The organism is Moorena sp. SIO1F2 (assembly GCF_010672755.1).
GTDB lineage: Bacteria > Cyanobacteriota > Cyanobacteriia > Cyanobacteriales > Coleofasciculaceae > Moorena.
On the sequence record NZ_JAAHFV010000092.1, the window covers coordinates 1 to 18,788 of the forward strand.

The 18,788-nt window shown below is 44.9% G+C and carries 16 protein-coding genes; 8 read left to right on the forward strand and 8 right to left on the reverse strand.

Annotated elements, in window-relative coordinates; genetic code table 11:
- Positions 1–286 precede the first annotated feature (286 nt).
- Both F6J94_RS13515 and F6J94_RS13520 read right to left on the reverse strand, forming a co-directional pair.
- Positions 287–1,036: an exosortase, PEP-CTERM interaction domain protein gene (locus tag F6J94_RS13515; RefSeq protein WP_293040823.1), complete on the reverse strand. Its 750-nt coding sequence runs from the start codon at positions 1,034–1,036 to the stop codon at positions 287–289.
- 173 nt (positions 1,037–1,209) lie between these two features.
- Complete coding sequence (locus tag F6J94_RS13520; RefSeq protein ID WP_293040825.1) at positions 1,210–1,365, reverse strand: hypothetical protein; 156 nt, start codon at positions 1,363–1,365, stop codon at positions 1,210–1,212.
- A gap of 394 nt (positions 1,366–1,759) precedes the next feature.
- Between F6J94_RS13520 and F6J94_RS13525 the strand changes: the two genes are divergently transcribed.
- Positions 1,760–2,251, forward strand: a complete 492-nt coding sequence (locus F6J94_RS13525; protein ID WP_293040827.1) for a GUN4 domain-containing protein — start codon at positions 1,760–1,762, stop codon at positions 2,249–2,251.
- On the opposite strand, the gene F6J94_RS13530 is transcribed toward F6J94_RS13525, so the two are convergent.
- The gene (locus tag F6J94_RS13530; RefSeq protein ID WP_293040829.1) at positions 2,220–2,351 is read right to left on the reverse strand and encodes a hypothetical protein; all 132 of its coding nucleotides are present in this window, start codon (positions 2,349–2,351) and stop codon (positions 2,220–2,222) included. The two genes, F6J94_RS13525 and F6J94_RS13530, sit on opposite strands and share 32 nt — an antisense overlap.
- A gap of 158 nt (positions 2,352–2,509) precedes the next feature.
- Here F6J94_RS13530 and F6J94_RS13535 point away from each other — a divergent pair, with 158 nt between their 5' ends.
- Together F6J94_RS13535 and F6J94_RS13540 are read left to right on the forward strand one after the other, a co-directional pair.
- Positions 2,510–2,632, forward strand: coding sequence for a hypothetical protein (locus tag F6J94_RS13535; protein ID WP_293040831.1), 123 nt, complete (start codon positions 2,510–2,512; stop codon positions 2,630–2,632).
- A 16-nt stretch (positions 2,633–2,648) separates the two neighbouring features.
- Positions 2,649–3,632 carry an ABC transporter ATP-binding protein gene (locus tag F6J94_RS13540; RefSeq protein ID WP_293040833.1) on the forward strand — a complete coding sequence of 328 codons (984 nt, stop codon included), beginning with the start codon at positions 2,649–2,651 and terminating at the stop codon, positions 3,630–3,632.
- A gap of 71 nt (positions 3,633–3,703) precedes the next feature.
- Here the strand turns inward: F6J94_RS13540 and F6J94_RS13545 are convergent, their stop codons facing one another.
- Positions 3,704–3,922: a hypothetical protein gene (locus F6J94_RS13545; RefSeq protein WP_293040835.1), complete on the reverse strand. Its 219-nt coding sequence runs from the start codon at positions 3,920–3,922 to the stop codon at positions 3,704–3,706.
- A 108-nt stretch (positions 3,923–4,030) separates the two neighbouring features.
- Positions 4,031–4,642: a Uma2 family endonuclease gene (locus tag F6J94_RS13550; protein ID WP_293040837.1), complete on the reverse strand. Its 612-nt coding sequence runs from the start codon at positions 4,640–4,642 to the stop codon at positions 4,031–4,033.
- A 250-nt stretch (positions 4,643–4,892) separates the two neighbouring features.
- Between F6J94_RS13550 and F6J94_RS13555 the strand changes: the two genes are divergently transcribed.
- Both F6J94_RS13555 and F6J94_RS13560 read left to right on the forward strand, forming a co-directional pair.
- Positions 4,893–5,105, forward strand: a complete 213-nt coding sequence (locus F6J94_RS13555; RefSeq protein ID WP_293040839.1) for a hypothetical protein — start codon at positions 4,893–4,895, stop codon at positions 5,103–5,105.
- Positions 5,102–5,383, forward strand: a complete 282-nt coding sequence (locus F6J94_RS13560; protein ID WP_293040841.1) for a type II toxin-antitoxin system mRNA interferase toxin, RelE/StbE family — start codon at positions 5,102–5,104, stop codon at positions 5,381–5,383. Before F6J94_RS13555 ends, F6J94_RS13560 begins: the two co-directional genes overlap by 4 nt.
- 154 nt (positions 5,384–5,537) lie before the next feature.
- On the opposite strand, the gene F6J94_RS13565 is transcribed toward F6J94_RS13560, so the two are convergent.
- On the reverse strand, positions 5,538–7,328 hold the full coding sequence (locus tag F6J94_RS13565) for a M61 family metallopeptidase (protein WP_293040844.1): 1,791 nt from the start codon (positions 7,326–7,328) through the stop codon (positions 5,538–5,540).
- 192 nt (positions 7,329–7,520) lie between these two features.
- Here F6J94_RS13565 and F6J94_RS13570 point away from each other — a divergent pair, with 192 nt between their 5' ends.
- From F6J94_RS13570 to pgmB, 3 genes are all read left to right on the forward strand, one after another.
- The gene (locus F6J94_RS13570; protein ID WP_293040847.1) at positions 7,521–9,764 is read left to right on the forward strand and encodes an amylo-alpha-1,6-glucosidase; all 2,244 of its coding nucleotides are present in this window, start codon (positions 7,521–7,523) and stop codon (positions 9,762–9,764) included.
- 543 nt (positions 9,765–10,307) lie between these two features.
- Entirely contained in the window at positions 10,308–12,728 is a 2,421-nt protein-coding gene (locus tag F6J94_RS13575; protein WP_293026255.1) for a sucrose synthase, read from the forward strand.
- Positions 12,729–13,563: 835 nt separating this feature from the next.
- Positions 13,564–16,545 (forward strand): beta-phosphoglucomutase, encoded by a 2,982-nt coding sequence (gene pgmB, locus F6J94_RS13580; protein ID WP_293040850.1) that lies wholly within the window; start codon positions 13,564–13,566, stop codon positions 16,543–16,545.
- Positions 16,546–16,682: 137 nt separating this feature from the next.
- Here pgmB and F6J94_RS13585 read toward each other — a convergent pair whose 3' ends face one another.
- Positions 16,683–17,717: a glycosyltransferase family 4 protein gene (locus F6J94_RS13585; protein ID WP_293040853.1), complete on the reverse strand. Its 1,035-nt coding sequence runs from the start codon at positions 17,715–17,717 to the stop codon at positions 16,683–16,685.
- 340 nt (positions 17,718–18,057) lie between these two features.
- Entirely contained in the window at positions 18,058–18,747 is a 690-nt protein-coding gene (locus tag F6J94_RS13590) for a Crp/Fnr family transcriptional regulator (RefSeq protein WP_293026250.1), read from the reverse strand.
- Between the last annotated feature and the right edge of the window lie 41 nt (positions 18,748–18,788).

Below are 18,788 nucleotides of genomic sequence, written 5' to 3' on the forward strand. Positions count from 1 at the left end.
AGAGGCGTTTACCCTGCAACGGAAGTATCGTTTAGGACATAGTATTTTGATTTAAAGGGACTTCGGAGCTTCGGAGCAGGCAAAAGAAATATGTCCTAAGCTTTGCTTCGAGTGCTATACAATAGACCTCTTGCAAAAGTATTTTTCTGATAGTGTTTGCGTCAATTCTTGTCCACTGTTCCCTGTTCCCTGTTCCCTGTTCCCGACAACTGCCACGAAGTCTAATGTCTTGATGCAGTCTTGATTTAGCTACTGCATCAAGACTCCCTATTCCCTACTAATTTCCTTAAAACAGACTAGAACCGATCCTTCTCTTAACCACTAATCCTAAGCCCAGAAAGCCCAGAGCCAGTAGACCCTGAGACGACATCGGTTCAGGCACTGGCACTGCCAGAGGCAGTGGACCATTACCTGTCCCGGATTGGGTATCATTCTTAGCCGTGAACCTCCCAAATGGACCAATGGGGGGTTGTGTGGTTTGCCAAAAGAAGGAGATGGTTTCTGGAGTGTCGGAATTAGTACTCCAATCTGATCCACCGACAACACTCCAAACTAGACTGCCATCTTGATCAAGCTTTATGGAAAACTCCCCACTCGAACCGAGTGCCTGCTTTGCTTCCCCAAAGCTATAGCCCGCAACTCCTGTAAAGCCTTCAGCTTTGAACTCCAACCCGAACTGATTGACATCATCAAACCGAAGTAAACCATCCGGTTGAGGGAAGGGGGGATCGTTAGGAAAGTCTACACCAGGGGTAACTTTGTGTATATAAGTGTAGATGGTTCCCGCTGGATTTTGGGGCGGCACACAAGTTAGAAAACCAACAGGACAAGAAACGCTACTGGTCAAGTCCCCCAGGCTGTTTCCGTCACCATTGATCAGGGATGCATCGACTGTCGGACCCACTGGTCCTGTGATGGTTGCTCCCAGAGTCAGGTCGTCAAGGTTGATGGGGGTAATCGACGCAGCACTAACCCCTTTTGCCGAAAGATCGAAAACGCTAATTGCGATTAATGCGATCGCTAGTTTACTAGTCATGATTATTTTCTCTCAGTAAAGTTTTCAAGTAAGCATTAGCTGATAGCTTACAACTGTAGTTATCTATTTCAAGGTGATGGCTGATTTTTATTGCCAGGGGTATTTTATATATAAATCCAGCAAGCTTTAGAACATTTAAAGAAAATTCATTAAACTCTGAATTATGTAAATGTTTAGTAAAGGGAATCGGTAATTGGTAATTGGTAATCGGGAATCGGGAATCGGGAATCGGGAATCGGGAATCGGGAATCGGGAATCGGGAATTGGTAATTGGTAATCGGGAATCGGGAATCGGGAATCGGGAATCGGGAATCGGGAATCGGGGGCAAATTTGTGTAATTAATAATTATTAATATTGCTAAATATTAATATATTTGCATCTAACAAAACGATATATCAAGTTATGCGTTGCTATTTGATTTATTCGCTTTTTTTTTATCAAAAATAAAATTAAACTTTAAAAAAAATCAAAATATTTAAAATTCAATGGGAAGTGTGCGGAGGGTGGAAAGTGTGGGTAATTTGGTAATTTTATTACTAGATCCAGTTTTAAATTAGATCATGAAACCCAATTCTGAGTTATCATAACATCAAAAAATCCTAGGTTTTCTTTCCTACTATTCCCGACTCCCGACTCCCGACTCCCGATTCCCGATTCCCTACTCCCCACTCCCTACTCCCTACTCCCTACTCCCTACTCCCTACTCCCTACTCCTTAAACTTATGACTAATCTAAAAATAGACTACACAAACCTTAAGACCTTATTGATAGAAGTGCAGTGGAAAGCTGCTGATCTGGAAACCAATAAAATTGTATTATCCATAGCTAAAACCATTAGACAACAGCAGAACGTTAGTAAAAAAGAGCAAGAATGGCTTCAAGGGTTGAATTATCTCAGAGAATCAGACCTACTACAGTTTCCCTGCGACGATTTGCTAACACTTAATCAGCTTTGGGAGCACTATAGTCAAGGTCATTTTGGATTTAGAGTACAGTCTCAACTGTGGCAGCAAGTTAGTCAAGATTATAATCAATTCGCCGATCTAGTAGGATGGCGCAAAGGTGATGCCGATTCTTGGCATTCTTATTCTCACTTAACCTTTAGTTTAGACGCTCCTAAAGGTCACTTGCCCGCTGCTATATTTTATGCCGAAGAATCCCCTATTGGTTGGGCAGCAACTATTAAAAATAGATGTGATGAATGTTTTTTATAGAACGAGGGAGTCGGGAATCGGGAATCGGGAGTCGGGAATCGGGAATCGGGAATCGGGAATCGGGAGTCGGGAATCGGGAATCGACTATAGCAATCCTCATAGTAATGAGCTAAACAGAATTTTTTCCCACGTCCAACTTTCCTCTTCTTTCTTCCCTAGGGCGTGTTTTCAAAGTTTTCCGCCAGATTATGATCCCCCCCAGCCCCCCTTAAAAAAGGGGGGAGCCATACTCAAAGTCCCCCTTTTTTAAGGGGGATAATGGGGGATCTCCGAGGCAAGAAAACACGCCCTACTCCCTACTCCCTACTCCCTGCTCCCTGTTCCCTGCTCCCTGCTCCCTACTCCCTACTCCCTTTGCTATATCCTATAAACTATACTTAAATTCTCAATTCTTCCCTTGTCACCAATCCTAGACCTTCGTAATCTAGAAACACGCTTTTTCACCCCAGCTGGTACTGTCCATGCTGTCAACGGTATTTCCTTCCAGGTCAATCAAGGGGAAACCCTAGGGATTGTTGGTGAATCCGGTTCTGGTAAAAGTATCACCGCCCTGTCGATTATGGGACTAATCCCCTCACCTCCTGGAAAGATTACCAATGGTGAAGTCATTTTTGAAGGGCGTGACCTCCAAAAGCTTAGTGAGGGGGAAATGCGGAAAATCCGGGGTAACCGTATCGCGATGATTTTTCAAGACCCCATGACTTCCCTTAACCCAGTACTAAAGGTAGAAAGGCAAATTACAGAAGCCCTACGGTTACACCAAGGGATGACCCAAAAGCAAGGACGATCTAGGGCGATTGAACTCTTAGAATTAGTCGGAATTCCTGGTGCAGCGGAACGGATTAGTAACTATCCCCACCAATTTTCTGGAGGGATGCGCCAGCGAGTCATGATTGCCATGGGATTAGCCTGTAATCCCCAGTTGCTGATTGCGGATGAACCTACCACTGCTTTGGATGTGACTATTCAAGCTCAAATTGTAGAATTAGTCAAGAAACTGCGCCAAGAAATTGGCATGGCCGTGATTTGGATTACCCATGATTTGGCGCTATTGGCCGGATTAGCGGATCGGATTTTAGTGATGTATGCCGGTCAAGTAGTAGAACAAGCATCAGTGATGGAAATCTATAAAAATCCTCGCCATCCCTATACTATTGGTTTACTCAACAGTATTCCCCGTCTGGATGAACAGCGCCAAGAGCGTTTGCAGACCATTGAAGGGTTACCACCAGATTTAACCAATTATCCCCAAGGTTGTCCCTTTGCTGCTCGTTGTCCTTTCGTGATTGATAAATGTTGGCAGAACGATCCCACCTTGGAATTAGTAAGTGTTGACCATGAAGTGGCTTGTTGGTTGAAGCCAGAGCTGAATAGCAGGTAAGCATATGCGCTACTTGAGGTGCTACTTGAGGTGCAGTCAGCAGTCAGCGGTCAGCTTAAAATAAACCTTCCCTATGATTCCTCCAAGTATTTTAGTGCGGCTTCACGGTCTAACAAAGGAGTTAACTTAGCCTCATCCATCGCTTGGTTAAGACAATAATCTTCTAATCTTTCTGATAACTCATCTAAAGAAATGTTTCCTTCTGGGAATAACTGTCGCCACAATTCAATTGGGATAACAACAGCTTTTGGTTCACCATTTTTATCGGTCAGATACTCAATTTCAAACATAGAGGATTTTCCTTTGATTTGTGAACAGCCTATCTTAGGCAAGAGACAAGAGGCAAGAGGCAAGAGGCAAGAGGCAAAAGTGGTGCATTTACTATCTCCAATTTGCTTTCATTTTTGACTAGATCCAAAAATATGGTTAGCAGTTAAACTAAGATCCGGAAAGACTTTGGAAACAAGACCATCATCATTTCGGAATAATTGTTTTTGATACTCATCATCTACCAAAGTGCAAATTGTAATTGTTGGTTGTTTAGGTTTACCAATATAATCTCTACCACCAATGCCCAGATAATCGACAATCCAGTATTCAGGAACACCTAGTATGGCATAATCTTCAACTTTACGAGCATAATCGTTCTGCCAATTGGTGCTAACAACTTCAACAACAAGCTTGATTGAGGTTCCCAACGTAATCACAGGCTCTTTTTGCCATAAGGGTTCATTTACTAGCCGAGTTCTATCTAATACAATCACATCAGGACGAAACGCTGTTTGGGTAGCTAAAAGTTTGATCAGACATCGGTAGGGAATAACATAATCTGGGTATCCTCGGTCAATCTCCACATTTAACTTCCGTCCCACAAACCCTGCTACTTCCTCATGTGGTCCCGTAGGTTCCATGTCAATTAGTTCCCCATCGATTAGTTCATAGCCTTCTTTGTCACCATACTGGATTATAAACTGATCAACAGTTATAAATGTTGGTAAAGCTTGAAGCATTACAATCGCACTCCTTATCAGGATAAAATCATGCTGGTAGTGGTAAGCTGCTATTATGATTAATGATTAAATTATAACTGTCAATCGTGGTGGATAAAATATATATAGCGTTTATTGCATTTACCAGGTACGCTTATCAACCTCAAAGTCCCCCTTTGTAAGGGGGACCAACGGGGGATACCTTTGTCCCTCATGGGATAGAGAATTGCTATAATGAAGAAAAATAAGTTTACCTAAAATAAAAATCATCATGACAAAAACTACCTTTTCAGAAATATTAGAAGCAGCGGATGAACTTCCCTTAGAGGATCAAGAAAATCTAATTAGTATTTTAATAAATCGTCTTCGCGATCGCCGAAGATCCGAGAGAGTTAGAGATGTTAAAGAAGCTCAACAAGAGTTTGCCGAAGGAAAATGTCAACCCGTTACTCCTGAACAGCTGATGGAGGAAATTCTCTCGTGACGTTTGTATTACTAAGTTCCAGTGCCTTTGTTCGGGAGGCGAAAAAACTTGTAAAAAAACAACCCCAAACCGCTCAAAACCTTCAAAAAACGCTAAAATTATTATGTATAGAACCATTTGATACTCGATTACGAACCCATAAATTAAAAGGCAATCTTCAAGATTCTTGGGCTTGTAGTGTTGGATATGACTTAAGAATTATTTTTAAATTTGTTGAACATGAAAAAATACAAGCAATTCTTTTAGAATCAATTGGCACTCATGATGAAGTTTATTAGCGACAGCCCATAGGTTGAGTGGATCGTTTTTCTGTTTTGACCCATAACCAAAGGGGGCTAAGTTGAGAACTGCTATACACTCAAAGCCTCCTCTGGCTTCCCAAAAAAATGGAATCAAGTAATAGTTGGGTCAGTTACCAATTACCGATTACCCTCAACTCATCTTGGCTAAAGATGCCCCTAACCACCCAGAAAAATTATCCTGCTGCACATTGGTAGGATTCTTGACTGGCATAACTTGGTAACGACTCGGTTGAGATTTCCCTAATGTAATCGGTAGAGTGACCAATTGATCCTGATGGAATACACTAAGCTCGATAACATCACCAGCTTCGTAATCTTTTAAGCGATCGCATAATTGCTCCCCATTGACTCGCAACCCATCAATAGCCAGTAACTGATCACCAGCATCCACTCCTGCCACTGCCGCAGGAGAATCCATCTCCACAAACTGGATCCAGTCCTGACCATTCTCGGTCTTCACCTTCACCCCCAAGTAAGGCACAGATTCTTCATCCACAGCCACCACTTGTAAGCCAAAGGGTTTGAGATACTGATTGAAGGGCAATTCCCCAGTACCCTCAATAGTCTTCGAGAAGAAATTACTTAAATCTAGCTCTGCTACCGATTCTATTACCTCTTTTAGTTGTTGGGGAGTAAAGCCAATTTCCTGTTTACCAAACTGCTCCCACATCTTCCTGATCACATCATCAAAGGATCGCTGGTTTCCATGGCGCTCCCGGATTAACAAATCCAGCAATAACGACACCATTTCCCCTTTCAAATAATAGGAAATTTGGTTATTATCACTATTCGCATCCCGTCGATAAAGCTTAATCCAGGCATCAAAACTAGACTCACTCAGGGGCTGCACCTTACGTCCTGGTGTAGTTAAAAACCGAGTAATTTCTTTACTCAAATTTTCTAACAACGTCTTAGCATCATAGATACCAGCCCGTTGGGGAATTAATAAGTCATAGTAACTGGTTGTTCCTTCACAAAACCACAACGATGTCGTATAATTTTCCTGTTCATAGTCAAAGGTTTCTAGGGCTAATGGTCGAATCCGCTTAACATTCCACAAGTGAAAGAACTCATGAGCCACCAGTTGCAGGAAGCGATTGTACTTATCCTTTGCCCGAAAACCAAAGCGTGAGTAAATTAACGAACAACTATCCTTATGTTCCAGTCCCCCAAAGCCACTACCAGTTAGATACAGCAAGAACAAATAGTGATCATAAGGTAAACCCCCAAACAGCTCAGCTTCTACCTTGATAATCTTTGTAGTATCCTCAATAATCCGCTTTGGGTCAGCATTCCCCTCTCCCCAAATTGCCAATTTATGGGGTTTTCCCAAAACCTCAAACTCATAGAGCTTATGGTCACCAATTTCAAACGGACTATCGACTAAGGTATCAAAATCCGTTGCGTTGAAGGTATTATATTTTCCTGACACTCGCGGTAAGGGTGTGGTCACCCGCCAATCGGGATTAGGTGGCGCGATAGTAACCTGGCAAGGGTATTGTTCAAATCCTGGGATGAACAAGAACAGAGCAGCACCATTAAAATAACCGTGGCTAGCATCTAAGTGATTAGTCCGTACCGTTAATTCATTAGCAAAGATACGATAACGCACAGTGATAGCCGACCCATCACCAGTTTCCACTAGCCAATGATTCTTGGCCAGTTTCCGCCACGGTAAAGACTGGCTAGGATTACCCGTATCCGCAGAGAAATCTTGTAAATGTCGAGCATACTCCCGCACTAAGTAAGAGCCTGGAGTCCAAACTGGCATCTTTAAATCTAACAAAGGGGCTTCCCAGCCTTCCACTTGCAGCGTTACCTCAAACAGGTGGGATTGAGGCTGAGGCATAGCGACATGGTAGTGAATAGCTAAGGTACTAGTGGCTGCGCTGCTCCGAAAAATAGTTCTTGCTTCAGTCATTACTCAACGTTAGGGATTACCATTTAGCTCTTAGGGTAGCAATCCTCTGAGGACTCGACCTGTCAAAAAAAATTGATAATTAACTTGGGTCATGTCCATGTCTCCCGACCCTTACCACAGCGGTAGAGAGAGACTGATGACATCCCCCAAGCGCCCACCACTAGTTAAACCCAAAGCCCCAGCGCTGATTTTATGGATTTACAGATTATCGAACGAGATGGTAGACGATATCTTCCTAGCGAGCAGTTGTCGATGACCGAATGGCCCACCACTTCAAGACTTCTACCAACCCTTCCTCTCAAAGTAGATGACCTGTTTTTAATCACAGATACCCTAGGGAACATTTCCGGTAACTTAGAAAACGAAGGTAATAGCACAACAGGGTTATTTTGTCAAGATACCCGCTTTCTCTCTCGCTTAGAGTTACAAATAGAAGGGCAACTCCCCATTCCCCTGAGTAGCACTGCTGAAGAAGGATTTGCCCTATCGGTCATGTGTTGTAATCCCCGCTCACCTAATCTTCCCCCAAAAACCCTAGGCATTCAGCGGCAGCTAGCCCTCCATGGTGGCTTATGGGAAGAAATTGTAATCACCAATTACGACACTCAACCCCTTAGCTTCACCGTCAGCCTCAGTTTCGATGCCGATTTTAAAGACTGGTTTGAAGTTCGGGGTCATCAGCGACAGCAACGGGGAACTCTGCTGCGTTCATTACCGCCTGATATCGATTTAGATACCCTGCTAACCCTAACTGAGTTCAACACCAATACCATTAACCTAGCTTACCAGGGACTCGATAACTCCCTGATTGAATCTCAGATCCACTTTATGCACCGTCTCCCAGACACCTACAAAGGAGACACAGCGGTTTGGGAATTGTGCCTCAAGCCTGGGGCTACTGAAACTTTAGGCTATCGACTGGAACTGGTCACCCACAAAGCGCGAATCACTACAGCTAAAATTCCAGCCACCCTTGAACAAGCTAAGACCGCTAACTTACTCCAAAAGCAGGAATGGTATAAACAGGTAACTCACATTAGCTCAGATAATGAAACCGTTAACCAAGTGATTTCTCGGGCAATACGAGACATCTTTTTACTAAGGCAGACTATTAATGGCTGCACAGTTCTTTCCGCAGGAGTACCTCGGTTTTCCACCTTGTTTGGACGAGATTCCTTAATTGCTGCCTCACAAACCTTAATTCTTGACCCTACCATTGCTAAAGGTACTCTGGAAATTTTAGCCCACTACCAAGGCCAAGAGGATAACCCATGGCGGGATGAGCAACCGGGTAAGATTTTGCATGAACTACGGGTTGGGGAATTGGCTCGCTGTCGGGAAATTCCTCACACTCCCTACTACGGTACAGTTGATGCTACCCCACTCTGGCTGATGCTCTATGCCGAGTACTATGCTTGGACCAATGACACAACTACCCGAGACTTGCTCTGGCCCAATGCTTTGGCTGCCATGGATTGGATTGATAGTCAATCTCAGCAAAACGGCTATCTCTGTTATCAGCGCCAGTCCAAAAAGGGTTTGCGTAATCAAGGGTGGAAGGATTCCGGTGATTCCATGGTCACTCGTGATGGTACCCTAGCAACGGGAGCGATCGCATTATGCGAAGTCCAAGCTTATGTCTATGGTGCTAAAGTTAGGCTAAGCCATCTGGCCAGGATCAAGCAGCGAATTGATTTAGCCGAGCGTTGGGAAAACCAAGCCAAGGAGCTCAAGCAACGCTTCAATCAGGATTTTTGGCTAGACGACCTAGACTTCTGTGCCTTAGCACTAGATGGAGAAGGAAAACTCGTAGATAGCATAACCTCCAATCCTGGTCATTGCTTGTCATTGGGTATTTTTACTCCAGAAAAAGCAGCTAGTGTAGCAAAGCGGCTGTTAGCACCAGATATGTTCAATGGTTGGGGGATTCGTACCCTCAGTAATCAATCCGCTGCTTACAACCCGATCAGCTATCATGTCGGATCAGTCTGGCCCCACGAAAATTCCTTGATTGCGTTAGGATTGCGATCGCTAAATCAAGTCGATCAAGCCTTAGAAATTGCCAAAGGCATGATTGACATGACAGTTGAGCAACCCTACTATCGTCCTCCAGAACTATTCTCTGGTTACCAGCGCACTCCCAACAGCTCTCCGGTCAAGTATCCAGGAGCCTGTCCTCTCCAAGCCTGGGCAACTGGCAGTATTTTCCAACTGCTGCAAATGATGGTGAATTTGCGACCGGATGCTTCAGGAAACAATTTACATATTTTCAAGCCAACTTTACCAAATTTTATCAATCAACTCTTAGTCCGTAACTTGCGGATTGGCTCAACGGTGCTAGACTTGCAATTGGAACGAGCTGAGACAACCACCACCTGTAAAGTGGTCAAAAATTCCGGTAACCTCACGGTTGTGATCGAAAGCTCATCCAGTTAATGGCAAAGGGAAAAGACAAAGCATAGCGCTATAAATTTGTCCGATTTGACAAAGGTAAGGCTTTCATAGAATTGACCCTTACCACTGAGCGCTGATCTCCCACGCACTTCCTTTATACTTGCTGAGTGCCGATGATCGGCAAGCTGTCTTGACCATTAGTGCGTGGGAGTTGAAACCTATTGTTCAGGGTGTTTAAGTGTAGGTGGGGTATCGGCAGGTGCAACCTGTGGCGAATTTAATTCTTCATGGGTCAAGCACACCTAGCAAAATTATTTTAATCATAATTAAAAGCTTAATTGTTTCCATGTATTTTCCAACTGCCTTGTCGATCTAGGGGAATCATGTAAATATGGCGGTTGCTTACTTAAAGCTTGGCACACCCCGCCCTAATTCAAATCACGATAGTGGGGTAAGCGATTGCCCCACTGCCAGAAGATCCCAAGGAGTGAGCCAATCTCCGACGACAATCCTACTCCCTGCTAGCCAAGGGCTAGAGCGGGAGTAGGTTACAGACCCACCATGGACAAGACACGCTAAGTTACTATGTCTAGTTTGTTACGAGCTGTTCTCCAAAGTAACGAGAAAGCTGATTTGCGTCAGTTTATCAGCCAACTGCGATCTGAACAAGAGCAGTACTTTCTAAGGAATCAGATTCTGCAAGCGTTTGATAATTACTGCACTACTCATGACAAGCCTGCTTACTTTAAAAGAACTTCCTCTATCGCCGAACTACTGAACTATACCCACGAAATTATTCTGGAAGAGAAAAACCTTTGGCTTCTCCTGCGGACAAGGGTTGCTTCTCAAGAAATCTATCGGCTGGCAGCGGATTTGACCAGTTTTGAACCAATGCCAGTGGAGGAGTTACTAAGCTTACGCGATCGCTGGGTTAAGCGCTACTTCCCAGAAAAAGGGGGTCTGCTAGAAATTGATGTTGGTCCGTTTTACAAAAATACTCCTACAATTCGTGACCCGAGAAAGATTGGCAATGGGCTGGAGTTTCTTAACCGTTACCTATCTAGCCAATTATTTGCTGACTCTGAGCAGTGGCTAGAGGAGCTGTTGAAAAACTTACAAGCGCACCACTACGACCACACACCATTACTGCTCAATAACCGGATTGACTCAACTACCCAACTCTTTGAAAAGGTTAAGCAAGCACTAACATTAGTGGGAGAGCTACCAGCTCACACCCCCTATGAAAAGTTTCGCTTCGAGCTTCAAGTTCTCGGTTTTGAAGCAGGTTGGGGTAACACTGCTGGTCGGGTGCGCGAAACCCTAGAACTCCTCGAGCGGTTAATGGACGCTCCTGATCATGCAGTACTCGAAGCCTTTATTTCTCGTATTCCCCTGATATTTCGGGTTGTTCTGGTTTCCGTTCATGGCTGGGTTGGCCAAGAAGGAGTCTTGGGTCTTCCCGAAACCGCTGGTCAAGTGGCATACGTCATCGACCAAGCCAGTAGCCTGGAACAAACAATCCAAAACAATATTAAACTCTCAGGTCTTGACGTTCTGGGTGTCGAACCAAAGGTGATCGTTCTGACTCGCCTAATTCCCAACTGTGAAGGTACCCAGTGCAATCTACGCCTAGAAAAAATCCAAGGCACCAGCAACGGTTGGATTTTGCGGGTTCCTTTCGAGGAATTTAACCCAAACGTCACCGACAACTGGATTTCCAAATTTGAGATCTGGCCCTATCTCGAATCCTTTGCCTTAGATTCAGAAAAAGCCCTGCTAGAAGAATTCCAGGGTCGTCCAGACTTAATTATCGGAAACTATTCCGATGGGAGTTTAGTTGCGTTTCTGCTAGCTCGACGCCTAAACGCTATCCATGGCAGTATTGCTCACACCATGGAAAAGCCTAAATATCTGTTTAGTGACCTCTACTGGAAAGACTTTGAGTCCCAATATAACTTCTCCATACAATTCACCGCTGATTTAATTGCGATGAATTCAGCAGATTTCATTCTGACCAGTACCTATGAGGAGCTTGTGGGAACACCAAACAGTGTAGGCTACTACGAGTCTTACAAGTCTTTCAGTATGCCTGAACTTTATCATGTGGTGAATGGGATTGAGTTATTCAGCCCCAAATTTAATGTGGTACCACCAGGGGTCAACGAAAACATTTTCTTTCCCTACACTCAGACATCAGACCGGATTGCCGACGACAGTGAACGGGTTAAAGACTTGCTGTTGACCAAGGAAGACCCCGAAATTATCGGCTATCTCAACAGTCCTAACCAGCGCCCGATTCTCAGCATTGCGCCCCTAAACTCAATCAAGAATCTGAGTGGCTTAGTGGAATGCTTTGCCAGTTCAAAAGAACTTCAGGAACAGTGCAACCTAATTTTAATCACTAGCCATGTCAGGGTTGAGGACGCCACTGATCCAGAAGAGAAAGGGGAAATCGAGAAGCTCAACCAGCTAATTGAGCAATACCATCTTCACGGCAAAATTCGATGGATCGGACTACGTCTGACCACCCCCGATATCGGCGAATCCTACCGAGTGATTGCTGATTTGGGGGGAATTTTAGTCCATCCTGCTCGCTTTGAAGCCTTTGGTCTCACGGTTTTAGAAGCCATGGTCTCCGGTTTACCAACATTTGCTACTCAATTTGGTGGACCATCAGAGATTATTCAAAACGGCGATAATGGGTTTCTCATTAACCCCACAGACTTGCAAGGGACTGCCGAAAAAATTCAGCAATTTATTTCAAAGTGCGAACACACCCCTGACTACTGGCAGAAAATTTCTCACGCAGGTATTAAGCGAGTTCGGGATAAATACAATTGGCAGTTGCATACCAAGCAGCTGCTCTCACTCGCAAAAATTTACGGATTCTGGAGCGAAACCTCTAAAGAAAGCCGAGAAGCTTTGCTGCGCTACCTAGAAGCTTTGTTCTATCTGATTTACAAACCCAGAGCGGCAAAGTTACTAGCCGAGCATAGCTCGCGTTAATCAGAGATTATGGGCTATAAAAAAGTGAGGAGGGGGAGCAGAAAGCATCACAACTGAATGGTTGAGCTGACTGTTTCTAAAGTAATGCTTAAAACCATTCAAATTATACTGATTTTAAGCTAATAAGAACTCACTCTTAGTTAATTCCCTGGTAGTTTCCGGTTAATCGGGAATTTCCTAGCTAAGATGCACCGCGATGGACATTAGTCCGCTGGTTGTAATGGTTACGAGACCTACGAATGACCGCCAGCTCGTAGCCCTTTCCCTAGTAGTTAATGTGAGGGAAAAATGTGCTGCTAGCCCCACAAGCCTTTACAACATTGCCGTTCGCGGGAGTGGAACGAAGTCCGACAAACGTTACTCCTAATCGGAGTTGTAGAAAACTCATGGAACGATGGAGGCTGATTCTAGAAATTACTAGTTATAGAAATTACTAGTTATTAAGCTTCATATCGTTAACTGACCTAAACTCATCCTCCGATGTTGGCTACCAACAGCTAACCAAAGATTTGTTCATGGGTCAGTTAATGCGGAAATCGCAAATTATTAGTGAATTCACTAATTATGGGCAATCTGCCTGAGCCAATAACTATTTCAATTAATTGCTAGTAGCCTTCCCTTGACAGCAGGGGTTTAGATTGTTGGGTATGGGGTATGGGTAAAATCTGGTGTTAGTGATCCGAGTTTCAAGGGTGGCGTTGTGCCATCTTCTGTTCACACCCCCATCACCCCTCTCTCCTACTCCCTAAACCCTACACCCTATACCCCACAAGCGAAGGGAAGCGTTTGACCTCACTCAAGGAACCACCCACCACAGCAACACTAACGACTAACTATGGATGCCAAAGTATCGTCCCCATCTAGCTCTAACCACATCTACAGCGACTGGACAGTAACTGAGACCAAGTTTGATCCGACTCAATTGCACTACAAGGAAACCGTTTTTACCATTGGCAATGGTTACCTCAGTACCCGAGGTAGCTTTGAGGAAGGGTATCACGCTGCATGGCCAATGACATTGATTAATGGTGTCTACGACGATGTGCCAGTTGTCTATACTGAACTGGCTAATTGTCCTGATTGGCTACCTATAGTGATAGTTGTAGAAGGTGAACGCTTTCGTCTTGATCAAGGCGAGATCTTGCACTACGAACGTCAACTTGACCTGCATCGAGGCAAGCTAACTCGTGATGTGCGTTGGCGTACTCCTGGTGGTAAGACTATCGATATCCATATCGAGCGTTTTGCCAGTATGGCTGATGACCATGTATTAGCCCTTCGCTGTCAAATCACTCCGGTGGATTTCGATGGGGCAATCGAAATTCAAGCCAGCATCAATGGTTACCCAGATAACCAAGGGGTGCTCCACTGGGAATGGTTGAAACAGGGTCAGATTTCAACTGGAACTAACCAGACATCCGAAGGAAGTATCTGGTTACACGTTCGCACCCGTCATACTGCGATCGAACTGGGTATGGCTTCGAGAGTCAGTGTAAGTGGTGTTGATGATGCCCAAATACAGCTCAAGGGCTGTGAAGGTCACCCCACCTTAGCCACTACCTTACAAGTGCGCTCAGGACAGCTGGTGACCCTGGATAAAGTAATTAGTGTGTTCACATCCCGGGACACCGAAACCCCAGAAAAGGTAGCCCAGGAACACCTGGTCAACCAACCGGATTATCTCACCCTATTCTCTCGACATGAGGCAGCTTGGGATAAGATTTGGCAAGATAGCGATGTTGTCATTGAAGGGGACCTCAACGCTCAGATTGCTATACGCTACAATTTGTTCCAACTGTTCATTTGTGCTCCCCGTCATGATGACCGGGTGAATATTCCCGCTAAAACCCTTTCTGGTTTTGGCTATCGGGGTCACGTTTTCTGGGACACAGAAATTTTTATGCTGCCCCTGATGATATTAACTCAGCCCCAGATTGCCAGGAATTTGCTGACCTACCGTTACCATACTTTACCTGGGGCAAGGCGTAAAGCTAAGCTTCAGGGCTATCCGGGAGCCGTTTACGCCTGGGAAAGTGCTGACACCGGTGACGAAGTAACCCCTCGCTGGGTTCTCTCCGCTGAGAAGGATGGAGACCCAATCCGAATTTGGTGTGGCGATCGCGAACTCCACATCACTACTGATGTAGTCTATGGTATCTGGAAATATTGGCAAGCTACCGGTGATGATGACTGGGTGGTACGTTACGGTGCTGAAATTATCCTAGATACAGCGGTATTCTGGGGAACTCGGGTTGAGTGGAATGGTAAACGGGAGCGCTATGAACTCCGGGATGTGATTGGTCCGGACGAATACCACGAAGGGGTAGACAACAATGCCTTCACCAACCGCATGGTTCAATGGCACCTAGAGACTGCTCAGTTTGTCCTAGACTGGTTACGCCGGGAACATCCACAGAAAGCTAAAGAACTGGAAGAAACACTGGAGCTAACTCCAAGCCGAGTTAGTCTGTGGTCTGAAATTATCCGTCGGATGTGGATACCCTATGACCATGAAAGGAACTTAATCGAACAGTGTGAGGGGTTCTTCCAAATTGAAGACATCAACCTGGAAGATTACGAGCCACGTACCCGTTCCATGCAGGCTATCCTTGGCATTGAGGGAGCAACTAAAAAGCAAGTACTCAAGCAGCCAGATGTCTTGATGTTGCTATACCTGATGCGGGAGCAGTACGGCGTAACCTCTAACCCAGACAAATATCGGGAAATTTTGCAACGAAGTTGGGACTACTATTCTCCTCGCACCGATCACACCTATGGTTCGTCCCTCGGTCCTGCGGTTCACGCCATCCTCGCCTGTGAATTAGGAAAGACCGAGGAAGCTTATGTACACTTTATGCGGGCAGCGATGGTAGACCTAGAAAATGTGCGGCGTAACGCTCATGAAGGAATTCATGCTGCTTCCGGTGGTGGTCTATGGCAAGCTATAATCTTTGGATGTGCTGGGATCAAGTTCACAGACAACGGACCGGTTGCTACTCCCCACTTTCTACCAGGCTGGACACGTCTGAAGTTTAAGCTGCAATGGCGTGGACAGAAGTACGAGTTTGATCTAAATCCAGAAACCAGTACTCAAACAGCACAATCTGGGACTACCATCTCCTCAAGTTCTCGACCCCCCGGCTCTCCAGCTCAAATCCAGGGTGTGATTTTTGACTTAGATGGCGTAATCACTGATACCGCAGAATATCATTACCAAGCTTGGCAAAAACTAGCTGATGAAGAGGGTATTCCCTTTAATCGCGAGGCCAACGAAGCACTGCGGGGTCTTTCACGTCGAGAGTCCCTGATGGAACTTTTGAACGGTCGCTCAGCCACAGAAGAGCAACTCCAAGAGATGATGGATCGCAAAAATAAGTACTATCTGGAATTGATCAAGAACATCTCTAAGGCTGACTTACTACCTGGAGCTCTAGAGTTACTGATTGAACTCAAGGAAGCTGGTATCAAAGTTGCCATTGGCTCCGGTAGCAAAAATGCCAAGGAAGTTATGGAACGATTGGGTATTAGCGATCGCATTGATTCCATTTCTGATGGCTACAGTGTGACCCGCTCTAAGCCAGCACCAGATCTCTTCTTGCACGCAGCACAGCAGTTGGGATTGGAACCCGCTTATTGTGTAGTAGTAGAAGATGCCGGATCTGGTGTCGAAGCCGCTCTAGCTGCTGGTATGTGGGCTGTGGGACTTGGTCCGGTTGAACGAGTTGGAGCAGCCCACCTGGTGTTACCCAGTCTCGAAGGCATACACTGGAGCAACCTCCACAAACAATTGGCAGGGAATCGTTTAATTCCTTGTTAGGGTATTTGAGACTAAATATTTGGAACTAAATTGGCTGGGTGAAGTCTAATTCACCCAGCCATATTTTTTTTGTTACAGTCCTAAGTACCGAGTAGCGAGTGCTGAGTGTCAACTGGCAAGTCCTTGTATACACACACTCAGCTATGCTGTTCTAGCAGTTTCTGATAAGCCGCTTCATAGCCATCAACCATCTTGGGAACACTGAAGAACTCTTCGACATACTTACGGCATTCTTCGCGAGAGAGTTTAAGAGCCTCTGGAATGGCAGCGTTCATATCCTCAGGAGTGGCACAGATTATCCCAGTTTTCTTGTCGGCCACCACCTCCGGTACAGAGCCAAATCTCGTGGCAATCACTGGAGTCCCAACACACATCGACTCAATCATCACCAAACCAAAAGGTTCAGGCCAGGTAATCGGAAATAGGGTCAAGCTGGCTTTGGATATTAATTCCACCTTCTGTTCATGAGTCACTTCACCCAAGAATTGAATTTGTTCACCGTCAATTTGAGGAGCAACTTCTTCTTCGAAGAACTTCCGGTCAACTGTATCAACCTTGCCTGCCATTTTCAACCGCCACCCAGTTTCACGGGCAATTCTGATCGCATGATGAGGTCCTTTCTCTTGTGACAAACGACCCAAAAATGCCAAGTAGGGGGGGTCAGCTGCTTCAGGATTGAACGGATAATCGTCAATCTGAACACCATTGTAAACGGTGGCAATGTAATTCATATCCGGTCCGGATGACCGCTGATGATTACTGATGCTAATATGGGGTATGTGGCGGTATCGCTCATAAATCTTGCTAATATTAGGGCCAAAGCGACCATGCATGGTAAAAACCACAGGGGTCTTAATCCTTTCCATAACCAAAAAGGCTATTGGTCCTAAGTGAAGGTGAATTAAGTCAAACTGATCAGCGACCTCGCAAATTTGAGTCAATTGCAGTAGCTCGTAAATTAGCGGTACCTCTATTAAAGGGTCAAGGCGCAAAGCCTGAGGAGCCACAGAGTCTAGTTTTGCCTTAGTGATCGAATCTCCAGAGGCAAATAGAGTGACATCGTGACCGCGACGAACTAATTCATCAGTGAGGTGGCTAACCACTAGTTCTATCCCACCATACCCTGGTGGGGGAACTCTCTCCCATAAGGGGGAAACTTGAGCTATCCGCATATTATAGTCCTCCAAAAATCTTCTAAATTAGCTTGATTGAGAGCTAACAAAACTTAAGATGGTGTATCTATCACAAATAAAAACTGATTCTGCTATCTTACAGAAAGTTTTTAGCTTTTGGGAAGAAGCTAGACGTAATCTATCTACATGCTCCGAGAGTAAGTCTCTACCATACAGGTGTAGATAGGTTAATTAATTTAAGTTTTATTTAACTTTATGAAGAAATATTAGCTTATATTAAGTAATCTATCAAGCTCGATATTGGTAAATTCAGCCAAATCTCCTAACCAAGGCCCACGCCTCCCTGATGGCGCAGGTAGCACCTAGAGCTAATCTTGCCTCATGAGCTACTTCGTCTGACAAGCTGAGTTAGCGGCTTGATATTCATCAAGCGCATAGTCTGCTGCTCCGGGTCAGTCTTAATCCAGCCCTTACTCTCCAGCTTTTCCATAATTTTGGTAGTATCCTCCACACTGATATCTGTGATATCAGCTAAGTCTTGATAGGAAATGTTATATATTTCTGTGCCTTTTTCAGTGATTTCACCGTAATTGTCTGCCAGACCAACTAGAGTATTGACTAAATTAACCGCTGGAGGCTGATAGCGATTTTGCAACCGAACATTGCTCTGACGTAACCGCCGCACCATCAGTTGTAACATGCGATGGTGCAACTGGGGATCTTTAAAGAGAGTTTGAATAAAGCGTTGCGCAGAAATGGTCAGTAGTCGCACGTTCGACATGGCAACGATATCGGTGGAGCGCGGAGATTCATCAAGAATGGCCATTTCACCAAAAAAGTCACCCCGACCCAAAATTGCCAGTGTGACATCGTTTTCACCGCGTAAGTGTCGCACTTTAACCCAGCCGGAGACAATAAAGTAAACAGCATTACCCCAAGCATCCTCCATGATGATAGCTCGGTCGGTCGGGTACTCATGCTCCACCGCAATGGATTCAAACCATTCTAAGGTTTCTGGGCTAGCTGTATTAAATAGTGGGAAAAGCTCACTATAAGCTGTAGTCTGCATTAGGGTTCTTTAAGCTGAGATTGAAGGTAATGATACGCAGT

Bases quoted from the DNA above. Each gene is read 5' to 3' on its own strand.
- F6J94_RS13515 (WP_293040823.1), bottom strand. From the start codon at position 1,036: ATGACTAGTAAACTAGCGATCGCATTAATCGCAATTAGCGTTTTCGAT.
- F6J94_RS13525 (WP_293040827.1), top strand. From the start codon at position 1,760: ATGACTAATCTAAAAATAGACTACACAAACCTTAAGACCTTATTGATA.
- F6J94_RS13530 (WP_293040829.1), bottom strand. From the start codon at position 2,351: ATGAGGATTGCTATAGTCGATTCCCGATTCCCGACTCCCGATTCCCGA.
- F6J94_RS13535 (WP_293040831.1), top strand. From the start codon at position 2,510: ATGGGGGATCTCCGAGGCAAGAAAACACGCCCTACTCCCTACTCCCTA.
- F6J94_RS13545 (WP_293040835.1), bottom strand. From the start codon at position 3,922: ATGTTTGAAATTGAGTATCTGACCGATAAAAATGGTGAACCAAAAGCT.
- F6J94_RS13550 (WP_293040837.1), bottom strand. From the start codon at position 4,642: ATGCTTCAAGCTTTACCAACATTTATAACTGTTGATCAGTTTATAATC.
- F6J94_RS13555 (WP_293040839.1), top strand. From the start codon at position 4,893: ATGACAAAAACTACCTTTTCAGAAATATTAGAAGCAGCGGATGAACTT.
- F6J94_RS13565 (WP_293040844.1), bottom strand. From the start codon at position 7,328: ATGACTGAAGCAAGAACTATTTTTCGGAGCAGCGCAGCCACTAGTACC.
- F6J94_RS13570 (WP_293040847.1), top strand. From the start codon at position 7,521: ATGGATTTACAGATTATCGAACGAGATGGTAGACGATATCTTCCTAGC.
- F6J94_RS13575 (WP_293026255.1), top strand. From the start codon at position 10,308: ATGTCTAGTTTGTTACGAGCTGTTCTCCAAAGTAACGAGAAAGCTGAT.
- pgmB (WP_293040850.1), top strand. From the start codon at position 13,564: ATGGATGCCAAAGTATCGTCCCCATCTAGCTCTAACCACATCTACAGC.
- F6J94_RS13585 (WP_293040853.1), bottom strand. From the start codon at position 17,717: ATGCGGATAGCTCAAGTTTCCCCCTTATGGGAGAGAGTTCCCCCACCA.
- F6J94_RS13590 (WP_293026250.1), bottom strand. From the start codon at position 18,747: ATGCAGACTACAGCTTATAGTGAGCTTTTCCCACTATTTAATACAGCT.